Origin of the sequence: Streptomyces sp. NPDC059828, from assembly GCF_042731955.1 — a bacterium.
Classification (GTDB): domain Bacteria; phylum Actinomycetota; class Actinomycetes; order Streptomycetales; family Streptomycetaceae; genus Streptomyces.
The window spans coordinates 55,860-74,210 of the sequence record NZ_JBHWIW010000013.1; the positions used below are offsets into that span (position 1 = coordinate 55,860).

General features: G+C 70.8%; 17 protein-coding genes. 15 read left to right on the forward strand and 2 right to left on the reverse strand.

The features are described from left to right. Positions 1-83 precede the first annotated feature (83 nt). The 5 genes from ggt (at position 84) to ACFV6V_RS11025 (ending at position 5,736) form a co-directional block, all read left to right on the forward strand. The gene (ggt, locus tag ACFV6V_RS11005; RefSeq protein ID WP_385562249.1) at positions 84-1,922 is read left to right on the forward strand and encodes a gamma-glutamyltransferase; all 1,839 of its coding nucleotides are present in this window, start codon (positions 84-86) and stop codon (positions 1,920-1,922) included. 157 nt (positions 1,923-2,079) lie between these two features. Continuing rightward, positions 2,080-2,718 carry a hypothetical protein gene (locus ACFV6V_RS11010; RefSeq protein ID WP_385562252.1) on the forward strand — a complete coding sequence of 213 codons (639 nt, stop codon included), beginning with the start codon at positions 2,080-2,082 and terminating at the stop codon, positions 2,716-2,718. A gap of 119 nt (positions 2,719-2,837) precedes the next feature. After that, the gene (locus tag ACFV6V_RS11015; RefSeq protein WP_385562255.1) at positions 2,838-3,083 is read left to right on the forward strand and encodes a ferredoxin; all 246 of its coding nucleotides are present in this window, start codon (positions 2,838-2,840) and stop codon (positions 3,081-3,083) included. Continuing rightward, positions 3,073-4,464: an NAD(P)/FAD-dependent oxidoreductase gene (locus tag ACFV6V_RS11020; RefSeq protein WP_385562257.1), complete on the forward strand. Its 1,392-nt coding sequence runs from the start codon at positions 3,073-3,075 to the stop codon at positions 4,462-4,464. The genes ACFV6V_RS11015 and ACFV6V_RS11020 overlap by 11 nt, the downstream gene beginning before the upstream one ends. A 30-nt stretch (positions 4,465-4,494) precedes the next feature. Continuing rightward, a complete protein-coding gene (locus ACFV6V_RS11025; protein WP_385562259.1) occupies positions 4,495-5,736 on the forward strand; it encodes a cytochrome P450 in 1,242 nt (413 codons plus the stop codon). Between the two features lie 284 nt (positions 5,737-6,020). On the opposite strand, the gene map is transcribed toward ACFV6V_RS11025, so the two are convergent. Then, positions 6,021-6,788: a type I methionyl aminopeptidase gene (gene map, locus ACFV6V_RS11030; protein WP_385562262.1), complete on the reverse strand. Its 768-nt coding sequence runs from the start codon at positions 6,786-6,788 to the stop codon at positions 6,021-6,023. A 41-nt stretch (positions 6,789-6,829) separates the two neighbouring features. Here map and ACFV6V_RS11035 point away from each other — a divergent pair, with 41 nt between their 5' ends. The 8 genes from ACFV6V_RS11035 (at position 6,830) to ACFV6V_RS11070 (ending at position 15,431) form a co-directional block, all read left to right on the forward strand. Continuing rightward, the gene (locus tag ACFV6V_RS11035) at positions 6,830-7,102 is read left to right on the forward strand and encodes a helix-turn-helix domain-containing protein (RefSeq protein ID WP_385562265.1); all 273 of its coding nucleotides are present in this window, start codon (positions 6,830-6,832) and stop codon (positions 7,100-7,102) included. Positions 7,103-7,112: 10 nt separating this feature from the next. Continuing rightward, positions 7,113-7,535 carry a PPOX class F420-dependent oxidoreductase gene (locus ACFV6V_RS11040; RefSeq protein WP_385562267.1) on the forward strand — a complete coding sequence of 141 codons (423 nt, stop codon included), beginning with the start codon at positions 7,113-7,115 and terminating at the stop codon, positions 7,533-7,535. Between the two features lie 60 nt (positions 7,536-7,595). After that, positions 7,596-9,017, forward strand: a complete 1,422-nt coding sequence (locus tag ACFV6V_RS11045; protein ID WP_385562270.1) for a hypothetical protein — start codon at positions 7,596-7,598, stop codon at positions 9,015-9,017. Between the two features lie 170 nt (positions 9,018-9,187). Then, a complete protein-coding gene (locus ACFV6V_RS11050; protein WP_385562273.1) occupies positions 9,188-10,030 on the forward strand; it encodes a nitrilase-related carbon-nitrogen hydrolase in 843 nt (280 codons plus the stop codon). Next, positions 10,027-11,307 (forward strand): aspartate aminotransferase family protein, encoded by a 1,281-nt coding sequence (locus tag ACFV6V_RS11055; protein ID WP_385562275.1) that lies wholly within the window; start codon positions 10,027-10,029, stop codon positions 11,305-11,307. The genes ACFV6V_RS11050 and ACFV6V_RS11055 overlap by 4 nt, the downstream gene beginning before the upstream one ends. 41 nt (positions 11,308-11,348) lie before the next feature. After that, positions 11,349-12,752 carry a dihydropyrimidinase gene (gene hydA / locus ACFV6V_RS11060; protein WP_385562277.1) on the forward strand — a complete coding sequence of 468 codons (1,404 nt, stop codon included), beginning with the start codon at positions 11,349-11,351 and terminating at the stop codon, positions 12,750-12,752. Positions 12,753-12,787: 35 nt separating this feature from the next. Further along, the gene (locus ACFV6V_RS11065) at positions 12,788-13,789 is read left to right on the forward strand and encodes a TIGR03842 family LLM class F420-dependent oxidoreductase (RefSeq protein ID WP_361282735.1); all 1,002 of its coding nucleotides are present in this window, start codon (positions 12,788-12,790) and stop codon (positions 13,787-13,789) included. Between the two features lie 79 nt (positions 13,790-13,868). After that, positions 13,869-15,431 (forward strand): NCS1 family nucleobase:cation symporter-1, encoded by a 1,563-nt coding sequence (locus ACFV6V_RS11070; RefSeq protein WP_385562280.1) that lies wholly within the window; start codon positions 13,869-13,871, stop codon positions 15,429-15,431. Between the two features lie 27 nt (positions 15,432-15,458). Here the strand turns inward: ACFV6V_RS11070 and ACFV6V_RS11075 are convergent, their stop codons facing one another. Beyond that, the gene (locus tag ACFV6V_RS11075) at positions 15,459-16,256 is read right to left on the reverse strand and encodes an SDR family NAD(P)-dependent oxidoreductase (protein WP_385562282.1); all 798 of its coding nucleotides are present in this window, start codon (positions 16,254-16,256) and stop codon (positions 15,459-15,461) included. A gap of 56 nt (positions 16,257-16,312) precedes the next feature. On the opposite strand from ACFV6V_RS11075, the gene ACFV6V_RS11080 reads away from it, so the two are divergent. Continuing rightward, entirely contained in the window at positions 16,313-17,740 is a 1,428-nt protein-coding gene (locus tag ACFV6V_RS11080; protein ID WP_385562415.1) for an amidase, read from the forward strand. A 5-nt stretch (positions 17,741-17,745) separates the two neighbouring features. After that, positions 17,746-18,333, forward strand: coding sequence for a TetR/AcrR family transcriptional regulator (locus ACFV6V_RS11085; RefSeq protein ID WP_385562285.1), 588 nt, complete (start codon positions 17,746-17,748; stop codon positions 18,331-18,333). Positions 18,334-18,351: the final 18 nt, after the last annotated feature.

The following is an 18,351-nucleotide window of genomic DNA, read 5'->3' on the forward strand; positions in this document are numbered from 1 at the left end:
GCGGAAAGGTGTTCGACGCGGTCCTGACGGGGAGAATGAAGGGACGCTACGCTGCGGCCGACTCTCGTCGGCTGGAGGTACACATGCGTCGTACTACCAGGACAACCCATCGCCTTGTCGCCATTCCCGCCCTGGTCATGGCGGCCCTCGCGACGGGGGCATCGGGCCCTTCGGTGCCCCCCGCGGTCAGCACCGCCCACACCGACGCCCCGGCCAAGGCCAAGGTGCCGGTCGCCGTGGGCTACGGGGGAGTGGTGGCAAGCGTCGACCCGGACGCCTCAGCGGCCGGCATCGAGGTGCTGCGCGGTGGTGGCAACGCCGTGGACGCCGCCGTGGCCACGGCGGCGGCACTGGGTGTCACCGAGCCCTACTCCGCGGGCATCGGCGGTGGCGGCTTCTTCGTCTACTACGACGCCGACACCCGGACCGTCCACACCATCGACGGGCGCGAGACCGCGCCCCGCTCCGCGGACACCTCGCTCTTCCTGGAGAACGGCAAGCCCATCCCGTTCGACGAGGGCGTCACCAGCGGCCTCGGCGTCGGCACCCCCGGTACCCCGGACACCTGGGACGCGGCGCTGGACGAATGGGGCAGCCAGTCCCTTCGGTCACTGCTGAAGCCCGCAGAGAAGCTCGCCAGGGACGGCTTCACCGTGGACGCGACCTTCCGCGCCCAGACCCAGGCGAACGAGGCCCGCTTCCGGGACTTCCCGGCCACGGCCGAACTCTTCCTGCCAGGCGGACAGCTGCCGGTGGTCGGCTCGGTGTTCCGCAATCCGGATCTGGCGCGCACCTACGCCGAACTCGGGCGCAAGGGCACCGGCGCGCTCTATCGCGGCCCCCTCGCCCGGGACATCGTGAACACCGTGCGGCACCCGCAGGTCCGCGAGGGCGCGACCCGGGTGGTGAGACCCGGGGATCTGACCCTGAGGGACCTGGCGGCCTACGAGACCGAGTGGCGCCGGCCGACCAGGATGACCTACCGGGGTCTGGACGTGTACGGCATGGGACCCGCGTCATCCGGTGGCACGACCGTCGGCGAGGCACTCAACATCCTGGAGAGCACCGATCTGTCCGAGCAGTCGGCGGCCGGCTATCTGCACCGGTTCATCGAGGCGAGCCGGATCGCCTTCGCCGACCGCGGGCGCTGGGTGGGCGACCCGGCGTTCGAGGACGTACCCGTGAAGGAGCTGCTGTCCCAGCGTTACGCGAATTCACGGGAGTGCCTGATCCGCGACGACGCCGTACTCAAGAGCCCGCTGGCTCCTGGTGACCCCAGCAAGCCCGTCGCCTGCGCGGCTGCCGGCACGGCCGTCCCGGCGACCTACGAAGGCGACAACACCACGCATCTCACGGTCGCCGACAAGTGGGGCAACGTCGTCGCCTACACCCTGACCATCGAGTCCACCGGCGGCAGCGCGATCACGGTGCCGGGGCGGGGCTTCCTGCTCAACAACGAACTCACCGACTTCTCCTTCGCCCCGGCGAACCCGTCGGTCCACGACCCCAACCTGCCGGGACCCCGCAAGCGCCCCCGTTCCTCCATCTCTCCCACCATCGTGCTCGACCAGCGGGACCGGCCCGTGCTGGCACTCGGCTCCCCGGGCGGTGCCACGATCATCACCACGGTGCTCCAGACCCTGACGGGCGTGGTCGACCGCGGCCTCCCGCTGGTGGAGGCGATCGCCGCCCCGCGCGCGAGCCAGCGCAACCAGACCACGACCGAACTGGAACCGGCTCTCTGGAACAGCCCCCTGAAGGCGCAGCTCGAGGCGCGCGGCCATGCCTTCCGCCAGAACCCGGAGATCGGCGCCGCGACAGCGGTCCAGCGGCTGCCCGACGGCCGTTGGATCGCCGCTGCCGAGAAGGTACGGCGCGGCGGCGGCTCCGCCATGGCCGTACGGCCCAGCGGCACGCCGTAAGCGCGCACGCGCACATCATCACCTCGTCGCCGGGGTCACCCAACAGGGTGGCCCCGGTGGCGTGCGGGGCCAGGGGACTGCTTGCTGTTAAGTGCGGACACCCGGGCCGGCCGAGCGGCCGGGTCCCGGGGGGCACGGGAGAGAAAGCGAGTGGTCCATGGAGCCGAACAGGGAGCGGTTGCGGACCCCGCGGGCGGCGGGGCTGGCCGGCATCGTGTTCGCCGTGCTGCTGGCGGCGGCGATCGTGCTGATGCGGATCGCGATTCCGGAGGGTGCCGCACAGACCGGTGCGATCAGCCCCGACCGCAAGCGGGCCGTGCGAGTGGCGTTGGAGCTGGTGCCGTTCGCCGGGATCTTCTTCCTGTGGTTCATGGGCGCGCTGCGTGCCCAGGTGGGGGAGGCGGAGGACAGGTTCATCGCGACCGTGTTCCTGGGCAGCGGGCTGGTGTTCGTGGCCACTCTGTTCGGCGCCGCCGCGGCGGCCGGGAGCATCCTGGTCGATCAGCAGCCATCGGAGTTCGGCCGCAATTTCGCGTACACCCTGCTGACGACGTACTCCATGCGGATGGCTGCCGTCTTCATCTTCACCACCTCGCACATCGGCCGCAGGCTCGGGGTGTTCCCGCGCCCCTACGCGCTCGTCGGGTACGCGGCGGGCCTGGTGCTGTTGTTCGCCGGGCCGGGCTTCCCCTGGTCCGAGATGGTGTTCCCGGCCTGGTCCGTGATCGTCAGCATCCATCTGCTCAGGCTCCGCCTGCGGCCACGGACCGAGGGGTCCACGGCCGGGGCGGTGTGACGGCCCCGTCATTCCGGCGGACCGCAGTTCACTCCACCGGTCCATCCCGGCGCGCGGAGCCCCGCCCGAGAACCCATGCTGATACGGAGAGTGACTAGTCACGGGAAGGGCTGATCCGGGTGAGACTTGTCGTCGATCTCAACCGATGCCAGGGCTATGCGCAGTGCGCGTTCCTCGCACCGGACGTCTTCGAAATGCACGGCGAGGAAGCGCTGCTGTACAACCCCGACGCCGACAGGGCGCAGCGCGACGCCGTGCTCCGGGCGGCGGCAGCCTGTCCGGTGCAGGCGATTCTCGTGGACGGGCTGGACGGGGCGGATGCCGAGGCCGCCGCTGGTGCGCAGGGGGTCTCCCATGCCCGGTGAAGTGTTCCTCGACTGGCTGAAGCGTGAGGGACGCATCGTCGTCGTCGGCGCGTCGCTGGCCGGGCTGCGCGCCGCGGAGACACTGCGGGACGAGGGCTTCGCAGGCTCACTGACACTGATCGGCGACGAACCGTACGAGCCCTACGACCGCCCCCCGCTGTCCAAGGGTGTCCTGCTGGGCCGCGCCACACCGGACCACACCGCGCTGCCCCGGCGCCGTGCCCTGGACGCCGAGTGGCGGCTCGGGGTCCCGGCGGCCGGTCTCGACATGGCGGCCCGGCGGGTACGGCTGGCCGACGGCGAAGAGGTGCCGTACGACCGGCTGCTGATCGCCACAGGTGTACGGGCCCGTCCATGGCCGCACGAGACCGAAGCCGAACTCGACGGGGTCTTCGTGCTGCGCACCCGCGACGACGCCACCGCGCTCCAGAAGCGGCTGTCCGCGGGCCCCCGCAGGGTCTTCGTGATCGGCGCGGGCTTCACCGGCTCGGAGATCGCGTCCGCCTGCCGTGAGCGCGAGATCGAGGTCACCGTCGCGGAGCGCGGCTCGGCCCCGCTCGTCGGAGCGCTCGGCGGTGTGGTCGGACAGGTCGCCGCCCAACTCCAGCAGGAGAACGGCGTGGACCTGCGCTGCGGAGTGATGGTCACCGGCCTCGAGGGCGACACCGCTGGCCGGGTGCGCGCCGCCCACCTCTCCGACGGCACCACCGTGGAGACGGACGTCGTGGTCGTCTGCCTCGGCGCCACCCGCAACACCGAATGGCTCGCCGGGTCAGGTCTCGGTGCGGGCCCCCGTGGTATCGCCTGCGACGCGGGCTGCCGGGCGTTCGACATCCGGGGCATCGTCACCGACGACATCTTCGTGGCCGGTGACGTGGCACGGTCTCCGCATCCGCTGTTCGGCTACCAGTTCCTGTCCCTGGAGCACTGGGGCAACGCGGTCACCCAGGCCGAGACCGCCGCACACAACATGCTCTGCGACAGCGTCGACCGCCGCCCCCACATGTGGGTACCCGGCTTCTGGTCCTCCCAGTTCGGGGTGAACATCAAGTCGGTCGGCGTACCGTCCATGGGCACGGAGATCATCGTCTCGCAGGGCTCGCTCGCCGAGCGCCGGTTCGTCGGTGTCTACGGCTACCAGGGTCGCGTCATCGGCGCCGTCACCTTCGACCAGGCCCGCTGGTTGCCCTTCTACCAGCACCTGATCGAGACGACCGCGCCCTTCCCGCCGAAGTTCCCGACCGTGGACCGCCGCCCCGAGGGGCAGCGCCCGGTGTCGGCCGACTTCCCAGACCCCTCGGTGCCCTCCCACGGGCCGACCGTCACCCTCAGCGGGTACTCGCCGTCCGACCGGCGGATGAGCTTCACCCCCGGCCGGTGACGAGGCCGTGAGCGACCCGAAGGACTGGTCATGACCCAAGGCAGCCAAGGGAGCCTGCTGCGGCAGATCCTCGACTACAGCAACCGCCACGACCCGTATCCGCTCTACGCGGAGCTGCGCAAGACTCCGGTCCACAGCGACGGCGACGGCTCCTTCGTCGTGAGCACCTACCACGAGATCCGGAGCCTGCTCCACGATCCACGGGTCAGCTCCGACCCCCACAACCTGAACGTGCCCGGGGACCCCGGGTTCGACGCGCAGGACGAGTCGAGCCTGCCGCCCAGTTTCATCCGCCTCGACCCCCCGGAGCACGACCGGTTGCGCCGGATGACGAACTCGTCGTTCGGGCCGCCCCACAGCCCGCGCCGGATCGACGCGATGCACGGTGAGCTGGAGGAGATCGTCTCGGGCCTCATCGACGGGATCGGCGACACGGAACGCCTCGACCTGGTCGAGCAGTTCTCATATCCGTTCCCGGTGACCGTGATCTGCCGGCTGCTCGGTGTGCCGCGTGAGGACGAGTCGCGCTTCCACACCTGGGCGGACACCCTGGCGGCCAGCCTGGACCCGATGCCGGGTCAGGACCCGACCGAGCGGAACAAGATCACGCAGCAGGCCCGTACGGAACTCGGCATGTACCTGGCCGGGCTCATCGAGGAGCGGCGCAAGAACCCCAAGGACGACATGCTCTCCGAACTGGCCACCCTCCGAGGGCCGGACGGATCCATGTCGACCATGGAGCTGCTGAGCACGGCGGCGCTGCTCCTGATCGCCGGCCATGAGACCACGGTCAACCTGATCACCAACGGGATGCTGACCCTGCTGCGCAATCCCGACCAGCTCCAGCGGCTGCGCGAGAACCCGAAGCGGGCGGTCCCCATCGTGGAGGAACTCCTGCGCTTCGAACCACCGGTGCAGCTGGTGCCGAACCGGACCACCCTGGCGGACATCGACATCTGCGGTGTCACGATTCCCAAGGGCGCCTCGCTGTGGCTGGTCGTGGCCGCGGGCAACCGCGACCCCCAGCGCTTCGACCACCCGGACCGCTTCGACCCGGACCGGGGCGACATCCAGCACCTGGGCTTCGGCAGCGGCATCCACTCCTGCTTCGGCGCCCCGCTCGCCCGCCTGGAGGCCCAGCTCGCACTGAGCGAGCTCGCCCGCAGGCTGGTCAACCCCCGACTGCTCGAGGACCCGCCCGAGTACCGGCAGAACGCGGTCCTGCGCGGGCCCCGCCATCTGCCCATCGCCTGCGACGGCATCCGGGACTGAGGGCTGTCACCACCCGAACGTAAGCTCCTCCCGGGAACCGTCCCTATGAAGCGGCAGGGGCTCCGGGCACACCGACACTCCTCGTGGACGGCCTCCCGTTGCGGGCGTCGTTCGACGAGGCCATGTACGACAAGGGCGAATTCGCCGGAGTCATGCGCAGCTACACCGGCTGAGCCCGGCACTGCAGCGCCCCGGCGGCTGTGCGGCGCACCTGGCGGCACCGTGTCACGGCGACCGGTCCGGCTCCGCGACGCCCGGCGCGGCCATGGCGGAAGGCCGGCCGCTCAGAGGGCGGTGAGGATACGCGGGCCCGCGTCCGTGATGGCCACCGTGTGCTCGGCGTGCGCGGCGCGGGAGCCGTCGGTCGTTCGCAGGGTCCAGCCGTCGCCCGAGGTGCGGTAGGCGTCCCCGCCGCCACCGATCAGCATCGGCTCGATGGCGAGCACCATGCCGTGCCGCAGCCGCATGCCGCGGCCCGGTCGGCCCTCGTTGGGCACGGCGGGGTCCTCGTGCATCGTCCGGCCCACGCCGTGGCCGCCGAAGCCGGCCAGGATGCCGTAGCCGGCCGCCCGGCACACCCGGCCGATGGCGTGCGCGATGTCGCCGACGCGGTTGCCGACGACCGCCGCGGCGATACCCGCGTCGAGGGCCTCGTACGCCGTGTCGACGAGGCGGGTGTCCTCGGGGCGGGGGCGACCGACGGTGAAGCTGATGGCGGAGTCGCCGACCCAGCCGTCCAGGGCGGCACCGCAGTCGATGCTCACCAGGTCGCCGTCGCACAGCCGGTAGCCGTCCGGTACGCCGTGCACGATCGCGTCGTTGACGGACGCGCAGATGACGGCGGGGAAGGGTACGGGTGCCCAGTCGGGGCGGTATCCGAGGAACGGTGAGCGCGCGCCGGCCTCGCGCAGCACGGTGCGGGCGGTCTCGTCCAGGGTTCGCAGTGTCACGCCCACCGCCGCCGTGTCCCGGACGGCGTTGAGTGCCTGGGCGACCACGCGTCCGGCCGCACGCATGGCGTCCAGCGAGGTGTCGGTCTTGATCTCAACCATGCCAATTACTATACCGGTCTAGGCGGTATTAGAATGACGGCATGGTCCGTACACCCCTGACCCCGGAAGAGCGCGAACGTGGCGAGCGGCTCGGCCGGTTGCTCCGCGAGGCGCGTGGCGCGCGCAGCATGGTGGAGGTCGCCGCGGCGGCCGGACTCTCCGCGGAGACCCTGCGCAAGATCGAGACGGGCCGCGCCCCGACACCCGCCTTCTTCACCGTCGCCGCGCTGGCCGGTGTCCTCGATCTCTCCATGGACGAGCTGGTGACCCTGTGCGTACGTGCATCCGCGCCCGCGCGGACGTACGCGGCGTAGTCTCCCGACCGTGGACCTGAAGAAGTTCGACCGCGCCAAGTACCTCAGCCTCACCACCTTCCGCAAGAACGGGACGGGTGTCGCCACACCCGTGTGGTTCGCCGTCGAAGGCGGTGAGATCTATGTCTGGACCCGCTCCGACTCGTGGAAGGTCAAACGGCTCCGCAACAACGGGCGGGTCACCGTGGCCCCCTGCGATGTGCGGGGCAGGGTCGCCGACGGCGCGCCGGTCGAGGAGGGGGCCGCGCGGCTGCTGGATGACGCGGAGCTGAAGAAGGTGCGGCGGCTGCTCGCCCACAAGTACACCTGGCAGTTCTGGCTCATCGACTGGCCCGCCGCCATCGTGCGCCGCGGCAAGCGGCCTCACACGGGCATCGCAGTGACGCTGCGGACACGTTGGGCCATCCGCACCGTCCGCGAAAACTGCGCGTAGCCGTCCCGTAACGCGGCTGGGGTGCAATGCCTGCCAGCCGGTGACGGAGGGCGGGCGGCGATGACGGTGGACCAACTCCCGATGGACATAGCGGATTTCGCACGGTATCTCGGGGAGCTGACGGAGCGGCTCGATCGGGACGCGGGCTGGTACGGGGTGTTCTGGCGGCGTGACCCCGAGGGGCTGACGGCCTGCCTCCGGGGGGCGGAGATCCCGCCCTGGGACGTGGTGGAATCACTGCTCCTCGACCTCGGCGCGGGGCAGGTCGAGAGCGAGAACGCCCGCGCGCTGCACACCGCCGCGGTCACCGCCCACGACCTGCGCGCGGGTGGGCACGACACCCTGCGGGAACGCCTGGAGCTGATGCACCGAGAGCGGGCCACTGCGGCGGCACGCGGCCAGGCGCTGCTGCGCCGGCTTGCCCTGCTTGCCGAGGGCTCCCCAGGCCACCGGGCACTGGCTCATGAGCTGTCCTGGGTGAACGACGACCATGCGCGTGCCGCGGCCCGCTGCGCGGAACTCTCGGCCAGACTGGCCGCGTTGCCGGTGGACGACCCCGGTTCCGGGGGAGCGGAGTCGCAACCGGCGGGCCCGGACCGGGAACCCGTCCCGGATTCGGCCGGCTCCTCCTGGTTCCACCCTGGTGGTGGCCGGAACGAGCAGCCTGACCCCGACCCGACGCAGCCCGCTCCCGCGCCGCCCCCCTCGCCCGCGTCGGGCGGTGAGCGCAGGAGGCGGGGGTGGAGCGGGCCGAAGCGACGCTCACGCGGCGCCCGCTATGCCCCGCCGGACGAAGCCGACCCGGCGCCGAGCGAGCCGTTGGCCGATGCCGTACCCCCGCTGCCCATGGCCGGAACGCGACCGCGTGGAGCGCGGTTCGGGAACGACGGCGGTCACGATGACGAGCCGGAGACGGCCCCGGCAGGGCCGGCCACCGGACAGCCGGACGCCCAGGCCCGTCGCGCCGCTGCCGAGACCGCGGCGGTGCTTGGCCGGCTGCGCGCCGAGGGGCGCGGCGGCGAGGCACACGCCGTGCTGTGTGAGGCGGCCACGCGCCCCGCCACCTGGCTGCCGGTGCTGGGCGACGAGCTGCACCGGGCCGGACTCGGCGTCGACTGGGCCACCCTGCTGTGGGAGGCCGCGTCCCTGCCGCCCGCGCATCTCGCTGCCGCCGCGCAGGCGCTGGGCGCGGCGGGCCGCGCCGACGACTGCCGGTATCTGCTCCGTCAGGGCGTCGCCCGTCCGCCCGCCGAGATCGCCGAAGCCGTGCTCGCGCTCGACGGCGCCGGGGGCGATGAGGAAGCGAACTCCCTGCTCACCGCGTTCGTACGAGCCCGTACGCCCGAGGACGCCGCACGGCTCGCCGCCCCCGATCCGCGCGGCCTCGTGCCGCGCCTGCTGTCCGCGGCCCGTGCCGTGTCACCCGACCGGGAGCGCGATCTGGTGCATGCTCTGCGCGTCGCCGGACTCCTCGGCAGCTGAAAAAGTACGGTATACGCTGATTGTCGACCGCTGAGGTGCGAAACATGATCGACACTGCGGGTTGACGGCGATGGTCTTGCCCCAGTGTGTGACGGGGCTTACGTTCTCCTCCTACGTATTGCATCTACGTGCGTAGAGGCTCTCTGACGTCTTGTCGAAGGAGCAGCTCAATGACCAATGTCGTACGCGCCGCACTCGTCCAGGCGACCTGGACCGGCGACACAGAGTCGATGATCGCCAAGCACGAGGAGCACGCCCGCGAGGCCGCACGCCAGGGCGCGAAGGTCATCGGATTCCAGGAGGTCTTCAACGCCCCGTACTTCTGCCAGGTCCAGGAGCCCGAGCACTACCGCTGGGCCGAACCGGTCCCGGACGGCCCCACCGTGCTGCGGATGCGCGACCTCGCCCGGGAGACCGGCATGGTGATCGTGGTCCCGGTGTTCGAGGTTGAGGGCACGGGCTTCTACTACAACACCGCGGCTGTCATCGACGCCGACGGCACCTACCTCGGGAAGTACCGCAAGCATCACATCCCCCAGGTGAAGGGCTTCTGGGAGAAGTACTACTTCAAGCCCGGAAACTTGGGCTGGCCCGTTTTCGACACCGCCGTGGGCAGGGTCGGGGTCTATATCTGCTACGACCGCCACTTCCCCGAAGGCTGGCGCCAACTCGGACTCAACGGTGCCCAGTTGGTCTACAACCCCTCGGCCACCTCGCGCGGTCTGTCGGCCTATCTCTGGCAGCTCGAACAGCCCGCCGCCGCTGTCGCCAACGAGTACTTCATCGCCGCCATCAACCGCGTCGGCCAGGAGGAGTACGGCGACAACGACTTCTACGGCACCAGCTACTTCGTGGACCCCCGCGGCCAGTTCGTCGGTGAAACCGCCAGCGACAAGGGCGAGGAACTGATCGTGCGGGACCTGGACTTCGGCCTCATCGAAGAAGTCAGGCAGCAGTGGGCGTTCTACCGGGACCGCAGGCCCGACGCCTACGAGGGACTGGTGCAGCCGTGAACGACCTGCACGAGCGGCACCGCGCCGTCATCCCCGACTGGGTCGCCCTCTACTACCAGCAGCCCGTCGAGATCACCCACGGCGAGGGACGGCACGTCTGGGACGCGGACGGCAACCGCTACCTGGACTTCTTCGGCGGCATCCTCACCACCATGACCGCCCACGCACTCCCCGAGGTCACCAAGGCGGTGAGCGAGCAGGCCGGGCGGATCATCCACTCCTCCACGCTCTACCTCAACCGCCCCATGGTCGAGCTCGCCGAGCGCATCGCGGCCCTCTCCGGCATCCCCGACGCCCGGGTCTTCTTCACCACATCCGGCACCGAGGCCAATGACACGGCCCTGCTGCTGGCCACCGCGTACCGCAGGTCCGGGACGATCCTGGCGATGCGCAACAGCTACCACGGCCGCTCCTTCTCCGCCGTGTCCATCACCGGCAACCGCGCCTGGACCCCCACGGGACTCTCCCCGCTCCAGACGCTCTACGTCCACGGCGGCATCCGCACCCGGGGACCGTACGCCCAGCTCTCGGACGCGCGGTTCATCGACGCCTGTGTGGCCGACCTCGAGGACCTGCTCGGCCAGACCCGTGATGTCGCCGCGCTGATCGCCGAACCGATCCAGGGCGTCGGCGGCTTCACCTCACCGCCCGACGGGCTGTACGCGGCGTTCCGCGAGGTGCTCGACCGGCACGGCATCCTCTGGATCTCCGACGAGGTGCAGACCGGCTGGGGCAGGACCGGCGACAACTTCTGGGGCTGGCAGGCGCACGGCCAGAGCGGGCCGCCGGACATCCTCACCTTCGCCAAGGGCATCGGCAATGGCATGTCCATCGGCGGTGTGGTCGCCCGCGCCGAGGTCATGAACTGCATCGACGCCAACTCCATCTCCACCTTCGGCGGTTCACCGGTCACCATGGCGGCGGGCCTCGCGAACCTCTCGTACCTCCTGGAGCACGATCTCCAGGGCAACGCCCGGCGAGTCGGCGGAATGCTGCTGGAACGGCTGCGCGCCATCGGCGCGGCGATCCCGGAGGTACGCGAAGTGCGAGGCCGTGGGCTGATGGCCGGGGTGGAGCTCGTGAAGCCCGGTACGGACCAGGCGAACCCCGAAGCCGCCGCTGCCGTGCACGAAGCGGCCCGTGAGAGCGGCCTGCTCATCGGCAAGGGCGGCGCGCACAACACCAGCGTGCTGCGGATCGCCCCACCGCTGACGCTCACCGTCGCGGAGGCGGAGGAGGGCGCCGCGATCCTCGAACGGGCCCTGCGCAGCCTGTAGACACCGCCCAGTCCATCCCCTTCAGAGACCGGGAAACCCCCATGAGCAACCGCACCCTGATCCGCGGCGGACTCGTCATCACCGCCGCGGAGGAGACCCACGCCGACGTGCTCGTCGAGGACGGCCGTATCGCCGCCCTGGCCGCACACGGCTCAGGAGCCGCCGAGAGCTGGACCGCGGACCGCACCATCGACGCCACCGGGAAGTACGTCATCCCGGGCGGCGTCGACGCCCACACGCACATGGAGCTGCCGTTCGGCGGCACCTTCGCCTCCGACACCTTCGAGACCGGCACCCGCGCCGCCGCCTGGGGCGGCACCACCACCATCGTGGACTTCGCCGTCCAGTCCGTCGGTCAGGGGCTGCGCGAAGGACTCGACGCCTGGTACGCCAAGGCCGACGGCAACTGCGCCATCGACTACGGCTTCCACATGATCCTCGCCGACGTCAACGAGTCCTCGCTCAAGGAGATGGACCTGCTCGTCGAGGAGGGGGTGACCTCCTTCAAGCTCTTCATGGCCTATCCGGGCGTGTTCTACAGCGACGACGGGCAGATCCTGAGGGCCATGCAGCGCGGCACCGCCAACGGCGGGCTGATCATGATGCATGCCGAGAACGGCATCGCGATCGACGTGCTCGTCGAACAGGCCCTCGCCCGCGGTGAGACCGACCCCCGCTACCACGGCGAGGTCCGCAAGGTGCTCCTCGAGGCCGAGGCCACGCACCGGGCCATCCAGCTCGCCCGGGTCGCGGGCGCGCCCCTCTACGTCGTGCACGTCTCGGCGGAGGAGGCCGTCGCCGAGATCACCCAGGCACGGGGCAAGGGTCTGAATGTCTTCGGCGAGACCTGCCCCCAGTACCTGTTCCTGTCCACCGACAACCTCGCGGAGCCCGACTTCGAGGGCGCCAAGTACGTGTGCAGCACACCGCTTCGGCCGAAAGAACACCAGGCGGCGCTCTGGCGGGGCCTGCGCACCAATGACCTCCAGGTCGTGTCCACCGACCACTGCCCCTTCTGCTTCACGGGCCAGAAGGAGCTGGGCCGGGGCGACTTCTCCAAGATCCCCAACGGTCTGCCGGGTGTGGAGAACCGGATGGACCTGCTCCACCAGGCGGTGGTCGACGGTCACATCACCCGCCGCCGCTGGATCGAGATCGCCTGCGCGACCCCTGCCCGGATGTTCGGGCTCTATCCGAAGAAGGGCACCATCGCGCCCGGTGCCGACGCGGACATCGTCGTCTACGACCCGACCGCCACCCAGGTCATCTCCGCCGAGACCCACCATATGAACGTCGACTACTCGGCGTACGAGGGCAAGCGCGTCACCGGACGGGTGGAGACGGTGCTGTCGCGCGGTGAAACCGTCATCGACCAGCGGGAGTTCACCGGCCGCGCCGGGCACGGTGTCTACGTACCGCGGTCCACCTGCCAGTACCTGAACTAGCAACGAGCAACGACCCTGAATCGGGAGGCCCCTCAGTGGACTTCGGACTCGTCCTGCAGACCGACCCGCCCGCATCGGAGGTCGTCGGCCTGATGCGGCGCGCGGAACGCAACGGCTTCCGCTACGGCTGGACATTCGACTCGGCGGTGCTGTGGCAGGAGCCGTTCGTCATCTACAGCCGCATCCTGGAACACACCCAGACACTGCACGTCGGCCCCATGGTCACCAACCCGGGCACCAGGACCTGGGAGGTCACCGCCTCCACCTTCGCCACCCTCAACGAGATGTACGGCAACCGCACCGTCTGCGGTATCGGACGCGGCGACTCGGCCATGCGGGTGGCCGGCCGCAAACCCAACACCCTGGCCCGCCTCGGCGAGGCGATCGACGTCATCCGCGACCTCGCCGAGGGTCGGGAGGCCCTGGTCGACGGTCAGCCCCTGCGACTGCCCTGGGTGCAGGGCGGCAAGCTGCCGGTGTGGATGGCGGCGTACGGCCCGAAGGCCCTCGCCCTCGCCGGGCAGAAGGCCGACGGCTTCATCCTCCAGCTCGCCGACCTGTATCTGACCGAATGGATGGTGAAGGCGGTACGGGACGCCGCGGCCCAGGCCGGCCGCGACCCTGACGCGGTCACCATCTGCGTCGCCGCGCCCGCCTATGTCGGTGACGACCTGGCCCACGCCCGCGACCAGTGCCGCTGGTTCGGCGGGATGGTGGGCAACCACGTCGCCGACCTCGTCGGCCGCTACGGCGAGCACTCGGACATGGTGCCCGAGGAGCTGACTGCCTACATCAAGGAGCGCCACGGCTACGACTACAGCCACCACGGACGGGCAGGGAACCCGTCGACCGACTTCGTGCCCGACGAGATCGTGGACCGCTTCTGCCTGCTCGGGCCGCCGCAGGCACATGTCGAGAAGCTCCAGGCGCTACGCGAACTGGGCGTGGACCAGTTCGCGGTCTACAACATGCACGACGCCAAGGAAGTCACGATCGACGCCTACGGCGCGGAGATCATCCCGGCACTCAACCGCTGACCCGCTCACTCCCTTTCGCCGAACCGCTGAACGCCCACCGCCGACAGGGTCACCCGACCCCCGCTGAAGGGTCCAGCCCATGACCGCGCCCGTTCCCCCGGCCCCTCCGACCCGCGACCCGGAACAGCTGACCGACGCCCAGGGCCGGGTGGAACTCGTGCCCGGGGCGGTCCCCGACGATGGCCGCTTCGTCAACGGGGACCTGCTCCCCGTACCCGTCGCCAAGCGGCACTGGACCACGTACAACTTCGCCGCGCTCTGGGTCGGGATGGCTCACAACATCCCGTCCTGGCTGCTCGCCTCCGGTCTCGTCGCCCTCGGCATGGACTGGAAGCAGGCGGTGTTCACCATCGCGCTCGCCAATGTGATCGTGCTGGCGCCGATGCTGCTCACGGGGCATGCCGGGCCCAAGTACGGCATCCCCTTCCCGGTGCTGGCGCGTGCCTCGTTCGGCGTGCGCGGCGCCAACCTCCCCGCACTCATCAGAGCCGCGGTCGCCTGCGCCTGGTTCGGCATCCAGACCTGGATCGGCGGGCAGGGCATCTTCATCCTGCTCGGCAACATCTTCGGTGGCTGGGCCAAGGCGTCCGAGATCGCCGGGCAGCCCTGGACGCTCTGGCTGTGCTTCGTGGTCTTCTGGGTGCTCGAACTGGGCATCATCTACCGGGGAATGGAGACCCTGCGCCGGTTCGAGAACTGGGCGGCGCCGTTCGTCATCGTCGGCGCGCTGGTGCTGCTTGTGTGGATCGCCAACAAGGCCGGCGGCTTCGGCCCCCTGCTCGACCAGCCGTCCAAGCTCGGCTGGGGACCGGAATTCTGGACGGTGTTCTTCCCCTCCCTCATGGCGATGATCGCCTTCTGGTCCACGCTGTCCCTGAACATCCCGGACTTCACCCGCTTCGGCGCCGGACAGCGGGCCCAGATCTGGGGCCAGACGCTGGGACTGCCGACGACCATGACGCTGTTCGCCCTGCTCTCGGTGTTCGTGACCTCCGGATCCCAGGCGGTGTACGGGGTGCCGATCTGGGACCCGGTGGAGCTCGCCGGAAAGACCGACAACGTCTTCGGACTGCTCTACGCCCTGATCACCGTGCTGGTCGCGACGATCTCCGTGAACATCGCGGCGAACGTGGTCTCGCCCGCGTACGACCTGTCCAATCTCGCCCCGCGCTTCATCAACTTCCGCAGGGGCGCGCTGATCACGGGCGTGGTCGGCGTGCTGATCATGCCGTGGAAACTGACCGAGACCCCCGAGCTCTACATCTTCACCTGGCTGGGGCTCGTCGGCGGACTGCTCGGCACGGTCGCGGGCATCCTCATCGCCGACTACTGGATCATCCGCCGCACCCATCTCCAGCTGGCCGACCTCTACCGGACGGAAGGCGCGTACTGGTATGCGGGCGGCTGGAACTGGCGGGGTGTGGTCGCCTTCGCCGTGGGCGGCATCCTGGCGATCGGCGGCTCCCACTCCGCGCCAGGCAAGGGCCCCTTCCCCGAGGACGGGCTGATCCCCTTGCTCAAGCCGCTCGCCGACTACGGCTGGGCGGTGGGGCTCGCGGCATCGATGGCGCTGTACACGCTGCTGATGCTGCCGTCGCGGCGCCATGTCTCACACGAGGTCCACGGGAAGTCCCACGGGTGAGCACGGCGCCGCCTGGGGCGTCCGGCTTCAGCGGCGGTCGCGCTGGGCCTCCACGACACGCCGCAGCGTGCGGTCGGCGGACCCGCCCGCACGGCGCTGCACCCGCTCCGAGAACCCCGGGAACTGGCCACCGATCGCGGTGAGCAGCTTCATCACCGCGGGCGCCACGTTCACCTCGGCGCGATCCTGCTCGACGGCGCGGACGACCCCCGCGACCACCTGGCGCGGTGAGACCGTGCCCAGACCCGCGGGCGCCTCGGCACCCGTGGCGGCGAACATACCCGCGTCCCGGACGAACCCGGGCTGGATGACGGAGACGCCCACCCCGTGCTCGTACAGGTCCTGGCGCAGCCCGAGCGCGAAACCGCGCAGCCCGAACTTGGTGGCGTTGTAGAGCGCCGAGTGCTTGGTCGCCGTCTTGCCGGACATCGAGCCGACGAAGGCGAGATGGCCACGGCGCGCCTCGACCATCGAGGGCGCGAGGAGCCGGGCCAGCATGGCGGGGGCACGGAGGTTGACGGCGAGGGCCCGGTCGAGCTGTTCGGGTGTGTATTCGAGCAGGTCGCCACTGGACGGCAGGGCGGCGTTGGCGATGAGTATCTCGGTGCCGGCCGCCTCGCGCGCCAGCCGTTCGATGTCGTCCGGGTCCGCGAGATCGGCGACGATGCCCTGTGCCCCGTACCGCTTCACCAGCGGTTCCAGAGCATCGGGCTTGCGCCCGGTCAGGATCAACCGTGCGCCGCGCGTGGCAAGTTCCGCGGCGAGTGCGGCACCGATACCGCCGGTGACACCAGTGAGCAGAACAGTTGATCCGGTGATGCGCATCTGGTTACCCTCCAGTTCTGTTCGTTCGAACGAACGATAAGGAGGGCAGGGTGGCCATGTCCACAGGGGACTACACAGGACTTGCCGAACAGGCGAGAAGGTTGCGGGAGGGCGAGGTCACCTCACGCGAACTCGTCGCGGACGCGCTCGAACGCATCGAGGCGAGCCAGCCCGTGCTCAACGCCTTCCGGCACGTCCGGGCCGAAGCCGCGCTCGCCGAGGCCGAGGACGCGGACCGGCGACTGGCGGCGGGGGAGCGGCTCCCGCTGCTCGGTGTGCCCATGGCCGTCAAGGACGACACCGATGTCGCGGGGCTGCCCACCCTGTTCGGCTGCCGCGGTGAGGTCCCGCCCGCATCCGCCGACGGTGAGGCGGTACGCCGGCTGCGCGGGGCCGGTGCCGTCATCGTCGGCAAGACGAACAGCTGCGAACTGGGTCAGTGGGCGTTCACCGAGGGCCCCGCCTTCGGCGCCACCCGCAATCCCTGGGCGCCCGGACACACCCCCGGTGGCTCGTCCGGTGGCTCGGCGGCAGCCGTCGCCGCCGGACTCGTCCCCGCCGCCCTCGGCTCGGACGGCGCCGGGTCCATCCGGATCCCGGCCGCCTGGACGCATCTCGTGGGCATCAAGCCGCAGCGCGGCAGGGTGTCCCTGTACCCGCACACCGACGCCTTCCACGGACTCACCGTCAACGGCCCCCTCGCCCGTACCGTCGCCGACGCGGCCCTGCTGCTCGACGCCGTCCAGGGGCCGCACCCCGAGGACCTTCACCAGCCCGACGCGGTCGAGGCGTCGGCCGCGGCCCGACGTGAACCCGGCCGGCTGCGCATCGCCGTCGCCTGGCGCCCGCCGCTCACCCTCACCGGCACCAAGCCCCATCCCGACATCCGCCGCGCCGTGGCCCAGGTCGTCGAGGCCCTGGTCCGTCTCGGGCACGATGTGGAGGAGGCGAGGCCCCGATACGGGCTCATCGGCCTCGGGTTCGTCCCGCGCGGGACGGCCGGTGTCTCCGAGATCGCGGCCCTGCACCCCGAGCCCGCGCTGCTCGACCCCCGTACCCGTGCCGCCATGCGCAACGGCAGGCTTCTCGGCGGCCGTATCGTGCGCGCCGCCCGCGCCCGCGAGGCACGCCAGCACCAGCGGATCGGCGCCATCTTCGACACGTACGACGTCGTCCTCACCCCGACCACAGCCGCGCCTCCGCCCGCGATCGGCACCTTCGACGGGCTCGGCGCCTGGCGCACCAACTCCATCATGGCGGCGGCCTGCCCCTACGCCTGGCCCTGGAACGTACTCGGTTGGCCGGGGGTGAACGTACCCGCCGGATTCACCGCCGACGGGCTGCCCGTCGGAGCACAGCTGCTGGGCCCCGCAGGCGGCGAGGAGCGGCTGATCTCGCTCGCCGCCCAGCTGGAGGACGACCTCCGCTGGCATGAGCGGCACCCTGCCCCGCTGACCGGCCGGAGTACACCGGTGGAACAATGACCACCATGTCCAGCGAGCACGTCCCGGCCGTCACGCCGCCCGTCCCTCCCACGAAGCAGCGCATCATCGGCGCCGTCCTGCGCGTCATCGGCCAGGACGGCATCGCCGGGGTCACCAACCGCCGGATCGCCAAGGAGGCGGGCGTCTCGCTCGGGTCCGTCACCTACCACTTCACCAGCCAGCACGAGATGCTGCGTGAGTCCATGCTGCACTTCGTGCACGAGGAGACCCGGCGGCTGACCGCGCTCGCCGACGAGGGCGAGGCCGCGGGGCTCGGTATCGACGCCGCCGCGGCGCTCGCCGGACAGGTCGCGGACGGCACCGCCTTCGACAGCGAGCACATCGCTCCCTTCGAGCTGTACATCCAGGCCGGCCGGGACGAGCGGCTGCGGGAGGCGGCGGCGGAGTGCTTCACCGCCTATGACCGGCTTGCCACGCAGATCCTGACCGCCCTCGGCGTCCCGGACGCCGAGCGGCTCGCCGCGACCACGGTGGCCCTGGTCGCCGGGCTCCAGCTGCGGCGGCTGGCCACCGGCTCACCCGCGGAGGACCTCGCGGACGCGCTGCTGCTGCTGGTGGGCGGCCGGGTCTGAGCAAGCCCCCGGGCCTGC